The following is a 14066-nucleotide window of genomic DNA, read 5'->3' on the forward strand; positions in this document are numbered from 1 at the left end:
CGCCTGAGGCGCGAAGAGGGCGCGAGTTCCGGCGCCTCAGGTGACGTCCGGCATGAGCGGCGGGTCGTCGTCCTCGACGGCGAGCGCCACGGTCCGCAGGAGGGCGGACAACTGCTCCAACTCCTGCTCGCCCAGGGGTGCGAGCAGCGCCGCCTCGGCCTCCCGTTGTTCGTCGATCACCGCCGACCACGCCTCGGCCCCCTCGGGGGTCAGGCCGACGAGGAGGCTGCGGCGGTCCTCCGGCGGGTGCTCGCGCGTGATCAGGCCCGACGACTGGAGCCGGTCGAGGCGGTTGGTGAGGGTCGCCGGATGGATGCCGAGTCCCCGGGCGAGGCGCGTCGGCGTCATGCGGTAGGGCTCGCCCGCCGACCGCAGGCGCCACAGGATCTCGTACTCCCACAGCTTCAGGCCGTGCCGCGCGAGAGCGGCCTCCTTCCGCCCGTGCAGGTGCCGCACCAGCATCTGCATGCGGGTGACCGCGCCCTCCAACTCCGGTACGAGACCGGGCACTTCGCGCTCCCAGCGAGCGATGTGCCGATCGATCGAGTCCCGCGCCTGCGCCGATGTCGTCGTCGGCTTCCCTGTTGTCACAGCCCCACCCTACCTTCCATAAATTACGGACTCGGATAATTTGAAAGCGTAGTAACGTCCCGGCCCATGCCGACCTTCACCCTTGCCGGACGCATCGACGAGCACGTCATCGACAGCGCGCTGCTCCGCGACAACCCCCTCCGCGACCCCGGCCGACGGCCGCTGTGGGTCTACACCCCGCCCGGCTACGAGGAGGCGGCCGGGCGCCGCTACCCCGTCACCTACCTGCTGCTCGGATACGCGGGAACGCTGCCGGTCTGGGGGAACCGCATGGCCTTCCGGCAGCCCGTTCCCGAACTCGCCGACGCGCTCTTCGCCCGCGGCGACGCTCCGGGCACGCTGCTGGTGTTCGTGGACGCCTGGACCACGTACGGCGGAAGCCAGTTCGTCGACTCGCCGGGCACCGGCCGCTACCACTCGTACCTGTGCGAGGAGGTCGTGCCGTACGTCGACGCCCACTACCGCACCCTGCCCGAACGCGACCACCGGGCCGTCGCGGGAAAGTCGAGCGGCGGCCTCGGCGCCGCGGTCAGCGCGATGCTCCGCCCCGACCTGTTCGGCGCGTTCGCCACGCACTCCGGCGACTCGCTGTCCCAGGCGCAGTACCAGCCGCACTTCCTCACCGCGGCCCGCCAGTTGAGGCCCTACGGCGGCGACATCTTCCGCTGGTGGGACGACTTCCGCTCGCGCGTCGCGTTCACCAAGGAGGAGGACCTGAACCTCCTGGAGATCCTCGGGGTCTCCGCCTGCTTCTCCCCGGGGCCCGACGGCACTCCCACCCTGCCCTTCGACCCGCGCACCGGCGCACTGCGCGAAGAGGAGTGGCGGCGCTGGCTGGCCTGGGACCCGGTACGGATGGCCGCCGATCACGCGACGGCCCTGCGGTCCCAGCGCGGCATCTGGATCGATGCGGGAACCCGCGACGAGTGGTTCCTCGACCTGGGCGCGCTGGCCTTCCGCGACGCGATCGCCGAGGCCGGAGTGCCGGACGAGGACGTGCACTTCGAACTCTTCGAAGGCGGCCACCACGCCGTCGAGTACCGCATGCCACCCGCCCTCGCCTGGCTGGCCCACCGCATCGCCGCCCCTCAGGAGCCGGTGCGGACGGGCGTCACGGGCCGGAGCTGACCGGCACCGTCACGGATCCGTCGGGGAGCGACCCGGCGCAGGAGGAGGGCGTCAGCTGACGCGCCCGGTGCGCGAGGGCGGGCCCAGGGCGCGGGCGCACGGTCTGCGGCACCCCGTGCCACAGATGGCAGGTGTAAGGGGCGTCATGCAACGTTCACGCCTTGCGCGACCGGCTCACGTCCAGGGTGCTGCCGCACGCCCCGTGAGATCGCGCGAAGGCGAGGAAGGCGTTTAGGAGCGGCGAAAATTCGCCGCTCAGCCCTGACCGGGGGCTGACCGTGACGTACCGCGGGAGGCTGGCATGGCGTGGGACGCGGACCTGCTGCTCGAGGAGACGGCGCCTGACACCGAGGCGCACGTACGCACCAACCGGCTGGTGGCGGCGGTGACTTCAGGCGAAGCCGGAGCGGCGGAGATGGCCCGGGTGACGTTGGGCGAATTCCACGCTCATACCGCTGAGGTGGCGGCGTTCGCCACGCTGGCCGCTCGTCACCCGCACCAGCCGGTGGCCGGATACTTCCTGGACCTGGCCCGGCTGGTGCTCGACTGCGAGGCCCCGCTGCTGGCCTGCGCACGCGCCCTCGGGCAGGGGGAACAGGAACTGCGTGACCAGCGGCCGCCGCAGGGGATGCGGGCGTTCGGTTCGCTCATGGGATGGCTGGCGATGCGGGCGGGCCCGGCCGAGGCGGCCTGTGTGATCCGTGCGGATCTGCTGCTGTGGTGCGCGGCCTGCGAAGCGCTGGGCGAAGCCCTCGGCGCGGTCGAGCCCGAACTCCCCACGCCGGTCCTCGCCTACGTGGCCCTGTTCCGGGCGGCACCGCCACGATTCGTCGACGGAGCGCGGGACGTCGTCGCCCACGGACTGGCCCACGGCGAGAGCCTGGCCGTGATCGAGCACGCCGTGTCCCAGGTCGAACCCACGCTGGCCGCCTTCTGGACCGCGGCCCTGCCACCGGCACCCCCACATCGCGCGGGCCCGGCCCCCCTCTCACCCCCGACCCCGCTTTCACCCCCGGGCGACACCGTCGCCCACACGTAGACACGCAAGGAGCAAGCTCCATGGCAACCGTAGCCAACGACCTCCGTGTGAATCCGGACGCCCACCGCGCCCAGGTGCACCGGTGGAACGACACCTCGACCAGTTACCCGCGCACGGCGACCGTGCCGGAACGCTTCGCCCAGCAGGCCGACATCCGCCCCGACGCGGTGGCCGTGCGCCAGGGCACGGAACAGCTGACCTACCGCGAACTGCGGGACCAGGTGGCCGCGTTGGCCGACCGTCTGGTCGCCGACGGCGTCGAGCCGGGCGACGTGGTCGGCGTGCTGCTCGAACGCTCGGTGGCGTGCGTGACGGCGGTCCTCGCGGTGATGCGCGCGGGGGCGGCCTACCTGCCCCTGGACCCCCACTACCCGCAGCAGCACCTGTTGCGGCTCCTCCAGGACGCCCACGTCCGCAAGGTGATCACCCGGGCTACCCACCGGCCGCTGGTGGAGGGCCATGCCGAGACGGTGGACGTCGCCGACCGGCCCGTGCGCACGGGAGCCTCCGACCAGGTGGACGCGGGCCCCGACGACCCGGCCTACGTGATCTTCACGTCCGGGTCCACCGGCGTACCCAAAGGGGCGGTGGTGCCGCACCGGGGCCCGGTGCGGCTGGTCTGCCACGGTGACGAGCGGCTGCGCCTTTCGTCGCGGGACGTGCTGCTGGCCACGACCAACCCGACCTTCGACGTCTCGTGCTTCGAGTGGTTCGCGGCCCTCCTGAACGGCGCCCGCCTGGTGCTGGCCGAAGGGGACACCCTGCTGGCCGCCGACGCCCTGGAGGACACGCTGCGGGCCGAGGGCGTGAGCGTGATGTGGCTCAGCGCGGGACTGTTCCACCAGATGGCCAAGGTCCGACCCGAGATGTTCGCCCCGCTGCGGTGCCTGATCGCGGGCGGCGACGCCCTCTCACCGGAGGCGGTGCGCCGGGTACTGGCCCACGGCAGGCCCGGGATGCTGGTCAACGGCTACGGCCCGACCGAGAACTCCTCGCTGTCGACCGTGCACGTGATGACCGAGTTGCCCGACGACGCGGAGACGGTGCCGATCGGCACGCCGGTGGCCAATTCCACGGCCTACGTGGTGCGTGAGGACGGCGACCTCGCCGCTCCCGGGCAGACGGGCGAGCTGTGGGTCGGCGGCGACGGGGTGGCGCTCGGCTACCTGCGGGACGAGGAGCTCACCACCCGCCGCTTCGTGCCCGACCACCTCAGCCCCGATGACGAATCCGGGACCCTCTACAAGACGGGTGACCTGGCCCGCTGGCGTCCCGACGGGGTGCTGGAGTTCCTGGGACGGCGGGACCGGCAGGTCAAGGTGCGCGGCTACCGCATCGAACTGGACGAGATCGAGGTGCACCTCAGCGCCCATGAACAGGTGCGCGAGGCGGCGGTGATCACCCCGCAGGGCGGCGAGCGCGACCGCCTGCTGGCCTGGGTGACCCCGCAACCGGGAGCGGACGCCGCCGAACTGGGCTGGCGGCTGCGGGAGTACCTGCGCGACCGGCTGCCGGTGTTCATGGTGCCCCAGCCGATCCTGGTGCGGGACCGGATGCCGCTGAATCGGTCCGGCAAGATCGACCGAGCCCTGCTGGCCCAGGAGGCCGACCGGCACGACACGGCGGCCCGCACCGCTGGGCAGGAGGCCGTGACCCCGGTGGAGAAGGCGGTCGCCGAACTGTGGGCCGAGATCCTGGGCATCGAAGGGAACATCGGGCGCGAGAGGGACTTCTTCGCCCTGGGCGGCCACTCGCTGCAGGCCACCCGGCTGGCCGCGCGCTGCCGGGCCCGCTTCGACCTGGCCCCGGAACACAGCCGCTACCTGATCCGCACCCTGCTGGCCAACCCCACCGTCGAGACGTTCGCGGCGCGCATCGAGGAGCTGGCCACCGCCACCGTCGAGGACACCCAGGAGCAGACGGTGGACTTCGAGGCCGCCGCCCGTCTCGATCCGGACCTAGTCTTTCCCACCGCCACCCACCTGCCGTCCACGGGACGGCGCGTCGTCCTCAGCGGCGCCACCGGTTTCCTCGGCACCTACCTGCTGGACTCCCTGATCCGTGACCACGGGGCCGCACACGTGTACTGCCTGGTGCGGGCCCGCAGCGAAGCCGAGGGCAGGCAGCGCCTCGCGGCCCGCATGCGCCGCTACGGGCTCGACCTCCAGGCCGTCGGCGAGCACGTCACCGTCGTGCCCGGCGACCTGGGCGCCCCGCGCTTCGGCCTCGCCCCGGTCGCGTTCCACGCCCTGGGCGAGGACAGCGACACACTGCTGCACGCCGGATCACGCGTGAACTTCGCCTACCCGTACGCCGCGCTGGAAGCCATCAACGTGGGCGGCACCCGCACCATGCTCGACCTCGCCCGCATCGGCCCGGCCAAGGCGTTCCACTACGTCTCCAGCATCGCCGTCATCGCCGGGTTCGGTGTCGCCGGTGTGCGCCACGTCGACGAGGACACCCCGCTGCGCTTCGCCGACCGCATCTCGCTGGGCTACCCGGAAACCAAGTGGGTCGCCGAACGCCTCGTCGCCCAGGCCGCACAGCAGGGGCTCGCCGCCGCCGTGCACCGCCCCTACGAGATCACCGGCACCCAGGACGGCGGCATCTGGAACACCGACACCATGATGTGCGCCCTGTTCCGCAGCATCGCCGAGACCGGCCTCGCCCCCGACATCGAACTCCCGCTGGACTTCGTGCCCGTCGACTACACCGCCAAGGCCATCACCCACATCCTGGCCCACCGGCCCGCACACGGACAGGTGCACCACATCACCAACCCGCACGATGCCCGCCTGCCCCTGCTCACCGAGCGGCTGCGGGCCCGCGGCTACCCGGTGCGCAGCGTGCCGTACGAGGAGTGGGTCGCCTTCATGGCCGACCTCACGGCCAGGGACCCGAGCCAGCCGATGGCCCCGTTCATGCCGATGTTCATCGAACCGGCCCACCAATCGGACATCTCCGTCAAGGAGATGTACTTCGCCGGTACCTTCCCCTCCTTCAGCCGCACCACCTTCGAAGCCGCCATCGACGGCTCCGGGCTGACCTGTCCGCCCGTCGACGCCGCGATGCTCGACCCCTACCTCGACTACTTCACCGACTCCGGATTCCTCCAGCCCCCCGCCGCCGCTTCCGGGTCGGCCTGAGCGAAGCGAAAGGAACGCACCCCCATGCGTATCGCGATCATCGGGGCAGGCATCGCGGGCCTGACGGCCGCCTGGCTCCTGGACGAAGACCACGACGTCACCGTGTACGAAGCCGACGATCGGCCGGGCGGCAACATCCGCACCGTCCCGGTCCCCACCCCCGAAAACGGCACCGTCCACGTCGACCTGGGCGCCCAGTTCCTCTCCCCGACCGCCTATCCCGACCACAGCGCCCTGTGCCGCGCCCTGGGCATCACCGCCGAGGACATCACGGCCGTCCCCTTGACCACGTCCCTGCTGCACGCCGGGCAGGACGAACCGCTCCTGGTGACCCCGCACGCCCCCGGCGACGCCGCGGCCGGACGCAAGCCGCTCACGGGCCCGGCCTGGGAGGCACTCGGCGCCTTCCTGGCACAAGCCGCCCGTCTCGAAGCCGACGACGGACCGGAGACCACCACCGTCGCCGACCTAGCAGGCCCCCTCGGCCTGACCGACGACCTATACCGGCACGCCGTCCTGGCCTGGTGCGCCTCCTTCGTCGGATGCACCCTGGACCAGGCCGCGCGGATGCCCGCGCGCGCCGCTGCCGCCTGGGCCACCCGCACCCCGCCCGAACACGCGGAGGCGGCCCCGATCTGGCACACCCTCACCTCAGGGCTCGGAACGGTGACCCACCGGCTTGCCACCGCGCTCAAGACCCCCGTCCGCTGTCGCACCTCCGTCCGGCACATCTCCCTGAACGCCGACGGGCCCGTCGTGCACTGCTCGCGCGGGCATGAACTCCCCTACGACAGCGTGATCCTGGCCCTGCCCGCCCCTCAGGCGGCCACGCTCCTGCGGCAGTGCCCACCGCTCGCCCGCACCGCGGCCGACCTGAGCGAGTTCACCTACGTCCCCACCACCGTGGCCCTCCACCGGGACCCCCGGCACATGCCCGCCGACCGCGCCCACTGGTCCAGCGCGAACACCACCAGCGACGGCCACTGGGCCGAGACGACGAGCTGGCTCGGCCCCCACCTCGGCACCGACCTCTTCAAGAGCTGGATCACCCACCGCACTCCGCCCGACGACATCATCGCCACGGCCCACTTCCACCAACTCCTGCCCACCGTCCCCGGCCGCCTGGCCGCGGCCCGACTCGCCGCCGGGCAAGGGCAGCACGGCATCCACTGCGCGGGAAGCCATCTGCACGACGCCGACAGCCAGCAAGGAGCCGTCCGCTCCGCCCTGGACACGGCCCGGACCCTGGCCCCCCACAGTCACCGCCTCAAGTCCCTCGCCGCTTCATAAGCCCTGACGCACACCTCTGCACGCCTGCCCGGCGGCGGGAGTCCTCCGCCGCCGGGCAGGCGCTGCCTCCCACACCGATGGACCCCCGATGATCAAGCCTGCCGACCGCCTGACCGGTCTTTCGTACGGTCTGCGCGGCCCCCTGCCGTAACTCGCCGACACCCTCGAACACCAAGGCCGCTCCGTCATCCGCCTGCACCTGGGCGACCCCGCCGCCCACGGCCTGCCCGCACCCGCACACGTCCTGGACGCCGTCGAGCACGCACTGGAGCGCTCCCGGGCCTACACCGACGCCCAAGGCCTCGCCGCGGCTCGCGACGCCATCGCCGCCTACTACCACCACCGCGGCCTAGCCCTGCGCCCCTCGGACATCCACCTGGGCAACGGCGTCTCCGAACTCGTCCCCCTCGCCCGCCAAGCACTCCTCAACCCCGGCGACGAAGTCCTCCTGCCCGCACCGGGCTACCCCTTGTGGGCCGCCTCCGTCCAACTCGCGGGCGGTGTACCCGTGTACTACCGCTGCGACGAGCGCCAGGGATGGCAGCCCGACGCCGACCACCTGCGGGACCGGATCACCGCCCGCACCGTGGCACTGGTCACCAATACGCCCCACAACCCCACCGGCGCGGTCTGGAACGCCGCCACGCTCCGCACCCTGGCCGACATCGCCCGCAGCCGTGAACTCCTGCTCATGGCCGAGGAGATCTACGCCCACATCACCTACGACGCCGAACACACCGTCCTGGCCGCCCTCGCCCCCGACGTCCCCTGCGTCACCTTCAGCGGACTGTCCAAGATCTGCTGCATCCCCGGGTTCCGGTCGGCGTGGATGGCCGTCTCCGGCCCCCGTGCCGCGACCCACGCCTACACCGAAGCCGTCACCCAGCTCGCCAGCCTGCGCCTATGCCCGAACGTGCCCGCCCAACACGCCATCCCGCCCGCCCTCGCCTCCATCCACCGGACTCAGAACGACCTCACCGGCCACGCAGGCCCACTCCGGGAGCGGCTGAACACGGCATGGGAGGCGCTCTCCGACATCCCCACACTGACCTGCGCACGCCCCCGGGGCGCCTTCTACCTCTTCCCATGCATCACATCTGCCGCGGCCTTGCCCCACGACAGCACGGTGGCCGACACCCTGCTGCGCGACCACGGCGTACTCGTCGCTCCCGGCAGCGACTTCCACCTCACGAGCGGCGACCACATCAGGCTCTCCGCCCTCGCGGAACCGGCCACGATCGACGAGGCCATGGAGCGGATCGCCCACCACTTCGACACCAGCATCGCCACACCCCGCTCGCGGCACTGACACACCCGCAGGGGTGCGGTTCCCGCCGAAGGTGCGGTCGAGCCGCTGCCGGACGTTTACGCACGGCGTGCTCGGACAACCGGGTGGTGTCGCCGGGAAGGACGCACGGTGCAGTCTGCACCGCCTGACCGGATTGGCTAGCGCACGGAGGTCACACCATGACCGAGAACATCTGGAGCTACCCCTCCTCGGCAGGTCACTCTCCCAACGCTGACCTGACGGGGTACAAGGTCGAGGCGACGGACGGACAGATCGGCAAGGTCGACAAGCACTCGAACGACGTCGGCTCGCAGTACATCGTCGTCGACACCGGCATGTGGATCTTCGGCAAGGAGGTTCTGCTGCCGGCGGGGACCATCACGGGCATCGATTCGGAAACGAAGACGATCCAGGTGGCGCGGACCAAGGAGCAGATCAAGGACGCGCCTGAGTTCGACAAGCACAAGCACCTGACCGACCCGGCCTACCACGACCAGATCGGTACGTACTACGGCGCCCACTACCCGGGCGGCCCGGGCCGCATGTTCTGATCCGCGACGAGTGAGGCGGGGCCGGACCCTGAACGGGGGTCCGGCCCCGCTGCGTCGTCGGCCCTCGACGTGCTCCCTCCTGTCCTGGGTGCGAGGGCCGGATCATGTCGGTCTTCCTCGGCACGTCACCGGCCGGGGTCACCGAACAGGGTCCATTGGACGTCGAAGCCCGGCAACGTCATCCTCGCTCCGGACGGGCCGCGCATCATCGACTTCGGCATCGCGCGGGCGGTGGACGCGAGTTCTCTCACGGAGATGGGCACCGGCATCGGCACGTACTCCTACATGTCGCCGGAACAGATCCGCGCCGACCCTGATCGAGGTCGTCCAGCGGAGCCTGGACCAGCCGCCCGCGTTGGATGACGTGGAGAGCGGCGACGGCGGGGCGGCGGGGCGGCTCCACACCTTGCTGACCGAACGCCTGGCCAAGGACCCCGGGGCCCGGCCGCCCGTCGCGGAGCTCCCCGCCCCCTTCGCGGGACGCGCCTCGAGTCCGTCAAGTCCCGGGCGGAAGTCTCCTGTTGACCCACGGGTGCCCGCGCGGCCGACCGCACCGCGTCCCGAGGGCTCGGACGCTGACGAGCCGAAGAAGGGGAGCCCGGACAAGAAGGGGCCCGGACAAGAAGAACACGGGCGACATCTCCGACGGCTCCGCCTCGACCGGCTCCGTCGCCTTGAAGGGCCTCGTCTCCGTACGTGCCCTCGCCTTCTCCGAGGACGGCAAGTCGCTGTGCGACACGGTCAGCAACGCCATGTGCCGCTGGGACGCACCCGACCCTAGGCCGTCAGCTTCCCGCGCTTGAGGTGCAACACCTCGTCCGACGCCGCCGCGACCTCCTTGGAGTGGGTCACGACGATGACGCACTTGCCGTCGTCGTGCGCGAGTCTGCGGAACACCTCGATGATCCCGTCGGCCGTCTCGTGGTCGAGGCTGCCGGTGGGCTCGTCCGCGAAGAGGATGTCCACCTCGCAGGCGAGGGCGCGGGCGATGGCCACGCGCTGCTGCTGGCCGCCGGAGAGTTGCAGGGTGCGTCGGTGGTGTTCGGTGGGCTCGACGCCGAGGAGCGTGAGCAGTTCGACGGCGCGTTGCCTGCGGCGGCCCGCCTTGACGCCGGTGATCTCCATGGCGGAGGTGATGTTCTGTACGGCGGTCATGTACGTCAGCAGGTTCAGGGACTGGAAGACGGTCGCCACGTGCTGGTTGCGGTACCGGCCGAGGCCCAGGCGCGCGACGTCGCGGCCCTGGAAGCTCACCGTGCCCGAGCTCGGCGCGTCCAGGCCGCTGGCCAGGGAGAGCAGCGTGGTCTTGCCGGAGCCGGAAGGACCGACGACGGCGTACATCCGCCCGGCCTCGAAGCGGTAGTTGACGCCCTTGAGGACCGTGCGGCGGCGGTTGCCGCTCTGGTAGGTGCGGGTCACGTCGCTCAGTTCGAGCATGACGTCGCCGGAGTGGGTGGCCTGGGTGGAGTGAGTGGCGTGGGTGGTCACGTCAGTCGCCCTTCGTGAGGATGTCGCGCGGGTTCAGGCGCAGGACGCGGGAGCCGGGGACGAGGGTGGCCAGGGCCGCGATGCCCAGGCCCGTGGCGCCGACCTTGCCGATGTCGGCGGGGCCGATGCGGATGTCCATGGAGCTGATCGGCTCGGCGTCGGACTCCTCGTCCCCGGCGGCGCCGTTCCCCAGGGAGTTGGAGTAGTCCGGCTCCTGGGGCCTGTTCGCGGCGTCCTCCTTGGCCGAGGACACCTCACCGGCCAGCAGCTTGTCGCCGATGCTCTGCGACAGGACCTGGCTGCACACCCCCGCGAGGCCGATGGCGACGACCGCGCAGGCGACGACCTCGACGAGGTGCTGGCCGAGCAGCCGAGGCTTCTTCTCGCCCAGGGAGAGCAGGATCCCGAGTTCCTTGCGCCGCTCGCGCAGCGAAGAGGCGACGATCAGCGCCAGGATCACGGTGCCCGCGAGGGCGACGAGCCAGACGGTGACGGAGGCGAAGTCCGCCGTCTTGTTGATGGGGCCGACGAGCGTCTTGTACTGCTTGTCGTTCACGGTGATCGGGAAGATCCGCAGGTCGGCGCCCGCCGCCTCGGCGTCCTTCTTGAGGCGACCGAGGTCCTCGGGGTCCTTGAGGGTGAAGGTGGCGTTCTTGAGGACGGTGTCCTTGTCGCCCTTGCCCTCCAGCTTCGAGCCGCCGCCGGGGGTGACGTACAGGCGGTTGGCCGGGTCCATCATCGCGGGGACGTACTGACCGCTGTCGGGCGTGCTGTTCTGGTAGATGCCGACGACCTTGAAGGAGTACTCCCGTTTGTCGCGCTCCTGACCGGCGCCGGGCAGGACACCGACCATGAGCTTCACGCGGTCGCCGACCTGGAGGTGGTTGTCCTTGGCGACGCGCTCCTCGACGACGATCTCGTCGTTCTTGCTGTCGGGAGTGATGCCGTGTCCCGCGATCAGTTCCGAGTCGCCGTTGCGGAATTCCTTGACCTCGCCGAGATCGAGGATTCCGGAGGCGCTGAACAGGTCCGTGCCGAGTGAGTCCTGCCCCTGAGGCGGGGGAACTGGCTGGTGCAGCTCGGTGGATTTGGTCGGAAAGGCGCCGCCGTCCGTCGAGTAATTGCACTTCGCCACCGCCGACGACGTGCAGATCTTGTCGACGAGACCGGCGTGCAGATCGCCCTCGGCGCCGATGGTGCCGCCCTGGGGCCCGTCCGGCTTGTCCGTCTTTCCGGAGTCGATCAGGCCGTTCACGTCCAGTTGCATGGTGGCCACCGCGCCCACCCGCTGCTTGGCGGCGTCCGCGGCACGTGCGGCGGCGGACTGGATGAGGAAGCCCGAGAGCACCAGGGTGCAGATCACGAAGAAGAGGCCGACGAGCATCAGCGTCTTCCCGAGGTGGCCCGTCAGCCGCCACCAGGCCCGTTTGAAGAGGTTCATGCCACGGGACGCTAGGCACTTCCCGATTTCCACCGTGTTTGGTTCCTGCGGTGCGGGCTCAGTCCTCATACACGGTTCACAGACGAGATCTGGTAAATGTGAGCGTGGCAAGGGCGAATTACCGGGATCGAGGATCCGGTAATTCATGGAATTCTCAGCCGCGCGGAACTCCTTTCACGGCGTCGCGGGGCGAGAAGGACCGATCGGGCGAGGACGGGCGGACGCGTGCGGGTGCTGGTGGTCGAGGACGAGCGGTACATGGCGCGCGTCATCGAGATGGGACTGCGCCGCGAGGCCATGGCGGTGGACGTCGTCCACGACGGCGAGGCCGCCCTGGAGCGGGTGTCGGTGTACGACTACGACACGGTGGTCCTCGACCGGGACCTGCCGGGCGTGCACGGCGACGAGGTCTGCCGCCGCATCGTCGCCGAGGGCCTGGACTGCCGCATCCTGATGCTGACGGCCGCGGGCCGCCTCGGCGACAAGGTCGCGGGACTCGGCCTCGGCGCCGACGACTACCTGGCCAAGCCCTTCGACTTCCCCGAGCTGGTCGCCCGGCTGCGCGCCCTGTACCGGCGCAGCCCCCAGGCCCACGCCCCCGTGCTCACCTTCGCCGACCTCACCTTCGACACGCACCGGCGCCGGGTGTCCCGCGCGGGCCGGGAGATCCGTCTCACCCCGAAGGAGCTGGCGGTCCTCGAACTGCTGCTGCGCGCGGACGGTGGGGTGCTCAGCGCCGAGTACCTCCTGGACAAGGCGTGGGACGCGCACACCGACCCGCTGACCAACGCCGTCCGCCTCGTCGTGCACACGCTGCGCAAGAAGCTGGGCGAGCCCCGGCTCGTGCACACCGCGATCAGCGCGGGCTACTACCTGGGCACCGAGTGAGACGGGCCCGGCGCGGGCGCCCCCGCGCCCTCAGCATCCATCTGCGGCTCTTCCTCGGCTTCGGCGGCGCCCTGGTCGTCTGCTCGGCGCTGATGGTCGCCGTGATCTACGTCGGCATCCGCTTCGTCCCCACGTACGACCTGACGACCCCCATCGAGGTGCCGCGCCCCCTGCCGAGCAACTCGGCGGGCGAGCCGCAGTGGATCGAACCGCACACGGTGAGCCCGAGCGGCACCCCCGGACCCGGGCAGAAGATCTCCGCGTCAGGAGTGGTTAGGGACAAGGAGGACGTCTGGGCCTCGGTGCTCGCCATCTCCATCGGCGGGCTCCTCGTGGTGACGGCGGTGGGGCTCGCCGCGGGCTGGGTGCTCTCGCGCAGGCTGCTCGCGCCGCTGCACACGATCAACAGGGCCGCCGCCCAGGCCGGAAAGGGGGATCTGGCGTACCGCATCAACGCGCGGGGCCCGCGTGACGAGCTGAAGCAGCTCGCGGACACCTTCGACACCACGCTGGAACGCCTGGAGGAGTCTTTCGGCGCGCACCAGCGGTTCGCCGCGAACGCCTCGCACGAGCTGCTCACCCCGCTCGCCACCACGCGGGCCGCGCTACAGCTCGCGGCTGCCGACGACTCGGGGGAGTCGCTGCGCGAACTGCTGCCGCTGCTCACGGAGACCAACGAGCGCAACATCCGGGTCGTGAAGGAACTCCTGGCGCTCGCCGCCGCCGACCAGGTCCCGTGCGACACCGAGCCGGTTGACCTCGCGGCTCTCGTACGAGAGGTCGTCGCCGACGCCACCGGACCCGCCGAAGGACCCGCGCTCTGCGTACGCGCCGACGCCGTCCCCTGCGAAGTCCTGGGCAGCGCGACGCTGTTGAGGCAGCTGGTGACCAACCTCGTCGAGAACGCCGTCACCCACAACACCGGAGCCCCCGACGCCTTCGTGCACGTGACCGTGTGCGGCGAGGGCGCGGGAAACGTGGCCTTGGAGGTCGTCAATTCCGGCCCGCTCATCGCCCCGGAGACCACGGACCGCCTCTTCGAACCGTTCTACCGGGCGACCCCCCGGGTGGGCAGCGAACGCGGCCACGGCCTGGGACTGGCCCTGGTCCGCTCGGTGGCCCGCGCCCACGGCGGCACGTCATCGGCGACGGCGCGTGCGGGCGGGGGGCTCGTGGTGCGGGTCGTGCTGCCTCGGCCGAGCGCGTGACCGGCCCG

At 71.2% G+C, this 14066-nt stretch carries 12 protein-coding genes; 8 read left to right on the top strand and 4 right to left on the bottom strand.

The annotated features are described in order from the left end of the window. Nucleotides 1-36: 36 nt before the first annotated feature. Entirely contained in the window at nucleotides 37-591 is a 555-nt protein-coding gene (locus KY5_RS40425; protein WP_234363113.1) for a MarR family winged helix-turn-helix transcriptional regulator, read from the bottom strand. 66 nt (nucleotides 592-657) lie between these two features. Between KY5_RS40425 and KY5_RS40430 the strand changes: the two genes are divergently transcribed. The 6 genes from KY5_RS40430 to KY5_RS40450 all read left to right on the top strand — a co-directional run bounded on the left by KY5_RS40430 (nucleotide 658) and on the right by KY5_RS40450 (nucleotide 9033). Then, the gene (locus KY5_RS40430) at nucleotides 658-1719 is read left to right on the top strand and encodes an alpha/beta hydrolase (protein WP_098246849.1); all 1062 of its coding nucleotides are present in this window, start codon (nucleotides 658-660) and stop codon (nucleotides 1717-1719) included. Nucleotides 1720-2020: 301 nt separating this feature from the next. Further along, nucleotides 2021-2758: a hypothetical protein gene (locus KY5_RS42045; RefSeq protein WP_159072727.1), complete on the top strand. Its 738-nt coding sequence runs from the start codon at nucleotides 2021-2023 to the stop codon at nucleotides 2756-2758. A 20-nt stretch (nucleotides 2759-2778) separates the two neighbouring features. Next, nucleotides 2779-5904 (top strand): amino acid adenylation domain-containing SDR family oxidoreductase, encoded by a 3126-nt coding sequence (locus KY5_RS40435; RefSeq protein ID WP_159072728.1) that lies wholly within the window; start codon nucleotides 2779-2781, stop codon nucleotides 5902-5904. Between the two features lie 24 nt (nucleotides 5905-5928). Next, nucleotides 5929-7194, top strand: a complete 1266-nt coding sequence (locus KY5_RS40440; protein ID WP_098246851.1) for an FAD-dependent oxidoreductase — start codon at nucleotides 5929-5931, stop codon at nucleotides 7192-7194. A 199-nt stretch (nucleotides 7195-7393) separates the two neighbouring features. Beyond that, nucleotides 7394-8503, top strand: a complete 1110-nt coding sequence (locus tag KY5_RS40445) for an aminotransferase class I/II-fold pyridoxal phosphate-dependent enzyme (protein WP_324965840.1) — start codon at nucleotides 7394-7396, stop codon at nucleotides 8501-8503. Between the two features lie 158 nt (nucleotides 8504-8661). Next, entirely contained in the window at nucleotides 8662-9033 is a 372-nt protein-coding gene (locus tag KY5_RS40450; protein WP_098246853.1) for a PRC-barrel domain-containing protein, read from the top strand. 125 nt (nucleotides 9034-9158) lie between these two features. On the opposite strand, the gene KY5_RS43340 is transcribed toward KY5_RS40450, so the two are convergent. From KY5_RS43340 to KY5_RS40465, 3 genes are all read right to left on the bottom strand, one after another. Then, nucleotides 9159-9302, bottom strand: a complete 144-nt coding sequence (locus KY5_RS43340) for a hypothetical protein (RefSeq protein WP_159072729.1) — start codon at nucleotides 9300-9302, stop codon at nucleotides 9159-9161. 508 nt (nucleotides 9303-9810) lie between these two features. Next, complete coding sequence (locus tag KY5_RS40460) at nucleotides 9811-10521, bottom strand: ABC transporter ATP-binding protein (protein WP_267894314.1); 711 nt, start codon at nucleotides 10519-10521, stop codon at nucleotides 9811-9813. Nucleotide 10522: 1 nt separating this feature from the next. Then, nucleotides 10523-11962: an ABC transporter permease gene (locus KY5_RS40465; protein ID WP_098246855.1), complete on the bottom strand. Its 1440-nt coding sequence runs from the start codon at nucleotides 11960-11962 to the stop codon at nucleotides 10523-10525. A 225-nt stretch (nucleotides 11963-12187) separates the two neighbouring features. Here KY5_RS40465 and KY5_RS40470 point away from each other — a divergent pair, with 225 nt between their 5' ends. Continuing rightward, a complete protein-coding gene (locus KY5_RS40470) occupies nucleotides 12188-12850 on the top strand; it encodes a response regulator transcription factor (RefSeq protein ID WP_098246856.1) in 663 nt (220 codons plus the stop codon). Further along, complete coding sequence (locus KY5_RS40475; protein ID WP_234363114.1) at nucleotides 12847-14058, top strand: sensor histidine kinase; 1212 nt, start codon at nucleotides 12847-12849, stop codon at nucleotides 14056-14058. Before KY5_RS40470 ends, KY5_RS40475 begins: the two co-directional genes overlap by 4 nt. Nucleotides 14059-14066 lie beyond the last annotated feature (8 nt).

It is taken from the genome of Streptomyces formicae, from assembly GCF_002556545.1.
Classification (GTDB): domain Bacteria; phylum Actinomycetota; class Actinomycetes; order Streptomycetales; family Streptomycetaceae; genus Streptomyces; species Streptomyces formicae_A.

Excerpts from the sequence above, each read along its gene's own strand:
- KY5_RS40430 (WP_098246849.1), top strand. The coding sequence starts at position 658 with ATGCCGACCTTCACCCTTGCCGGACGCATCGACGAGCACGTCATCGAC.
- KY5_RS40440 (WP_098246851.1), top strand. The coding sequence starts at position 5,929 with ATGCGTATCGCGATCATCGGGGCAGGCATCGCGGGCCTGACGGCCGCC.
- KY5_RS40450 (WP_098246853.1), top strand. The coding sequence starts at position 8,662 with ATGACCGAGAACATCTGGAGCTACCCCTCCTCGGCAGGTCACTCTCCC.
- KY5_RS40465 (WP_098246855.1), bottom strand. The coding sequence starts at position 11,962 with ATGAACCTCTTCAAACGGGCCTGGTGGCGGCTGACGGGCCACCTCGGG.
- KY5_RS40435 (WP_159072728.1), top strand. The coding sequence starts at position 2,779 with ATGGCAACCGTAGCCAACGACCTCCGTGTGAATCCGGACGCCCACCGC.
- KY5_RS42045 (WP_159072727.1), top strand. The coding sequence starts at position 2,021 with ATGGCGTGGGACGCGGACCTGCTGCTCGAGGAGACGGCGCCTGACACC.
- KY5_RS43340 (WP_159072729.1), bottom strand. The coding sequence starts at position 9,302 with ATGCCGGTGCCCATCTCCGTGAGAGAACTCGCGTCCACCGCCCGCGCG.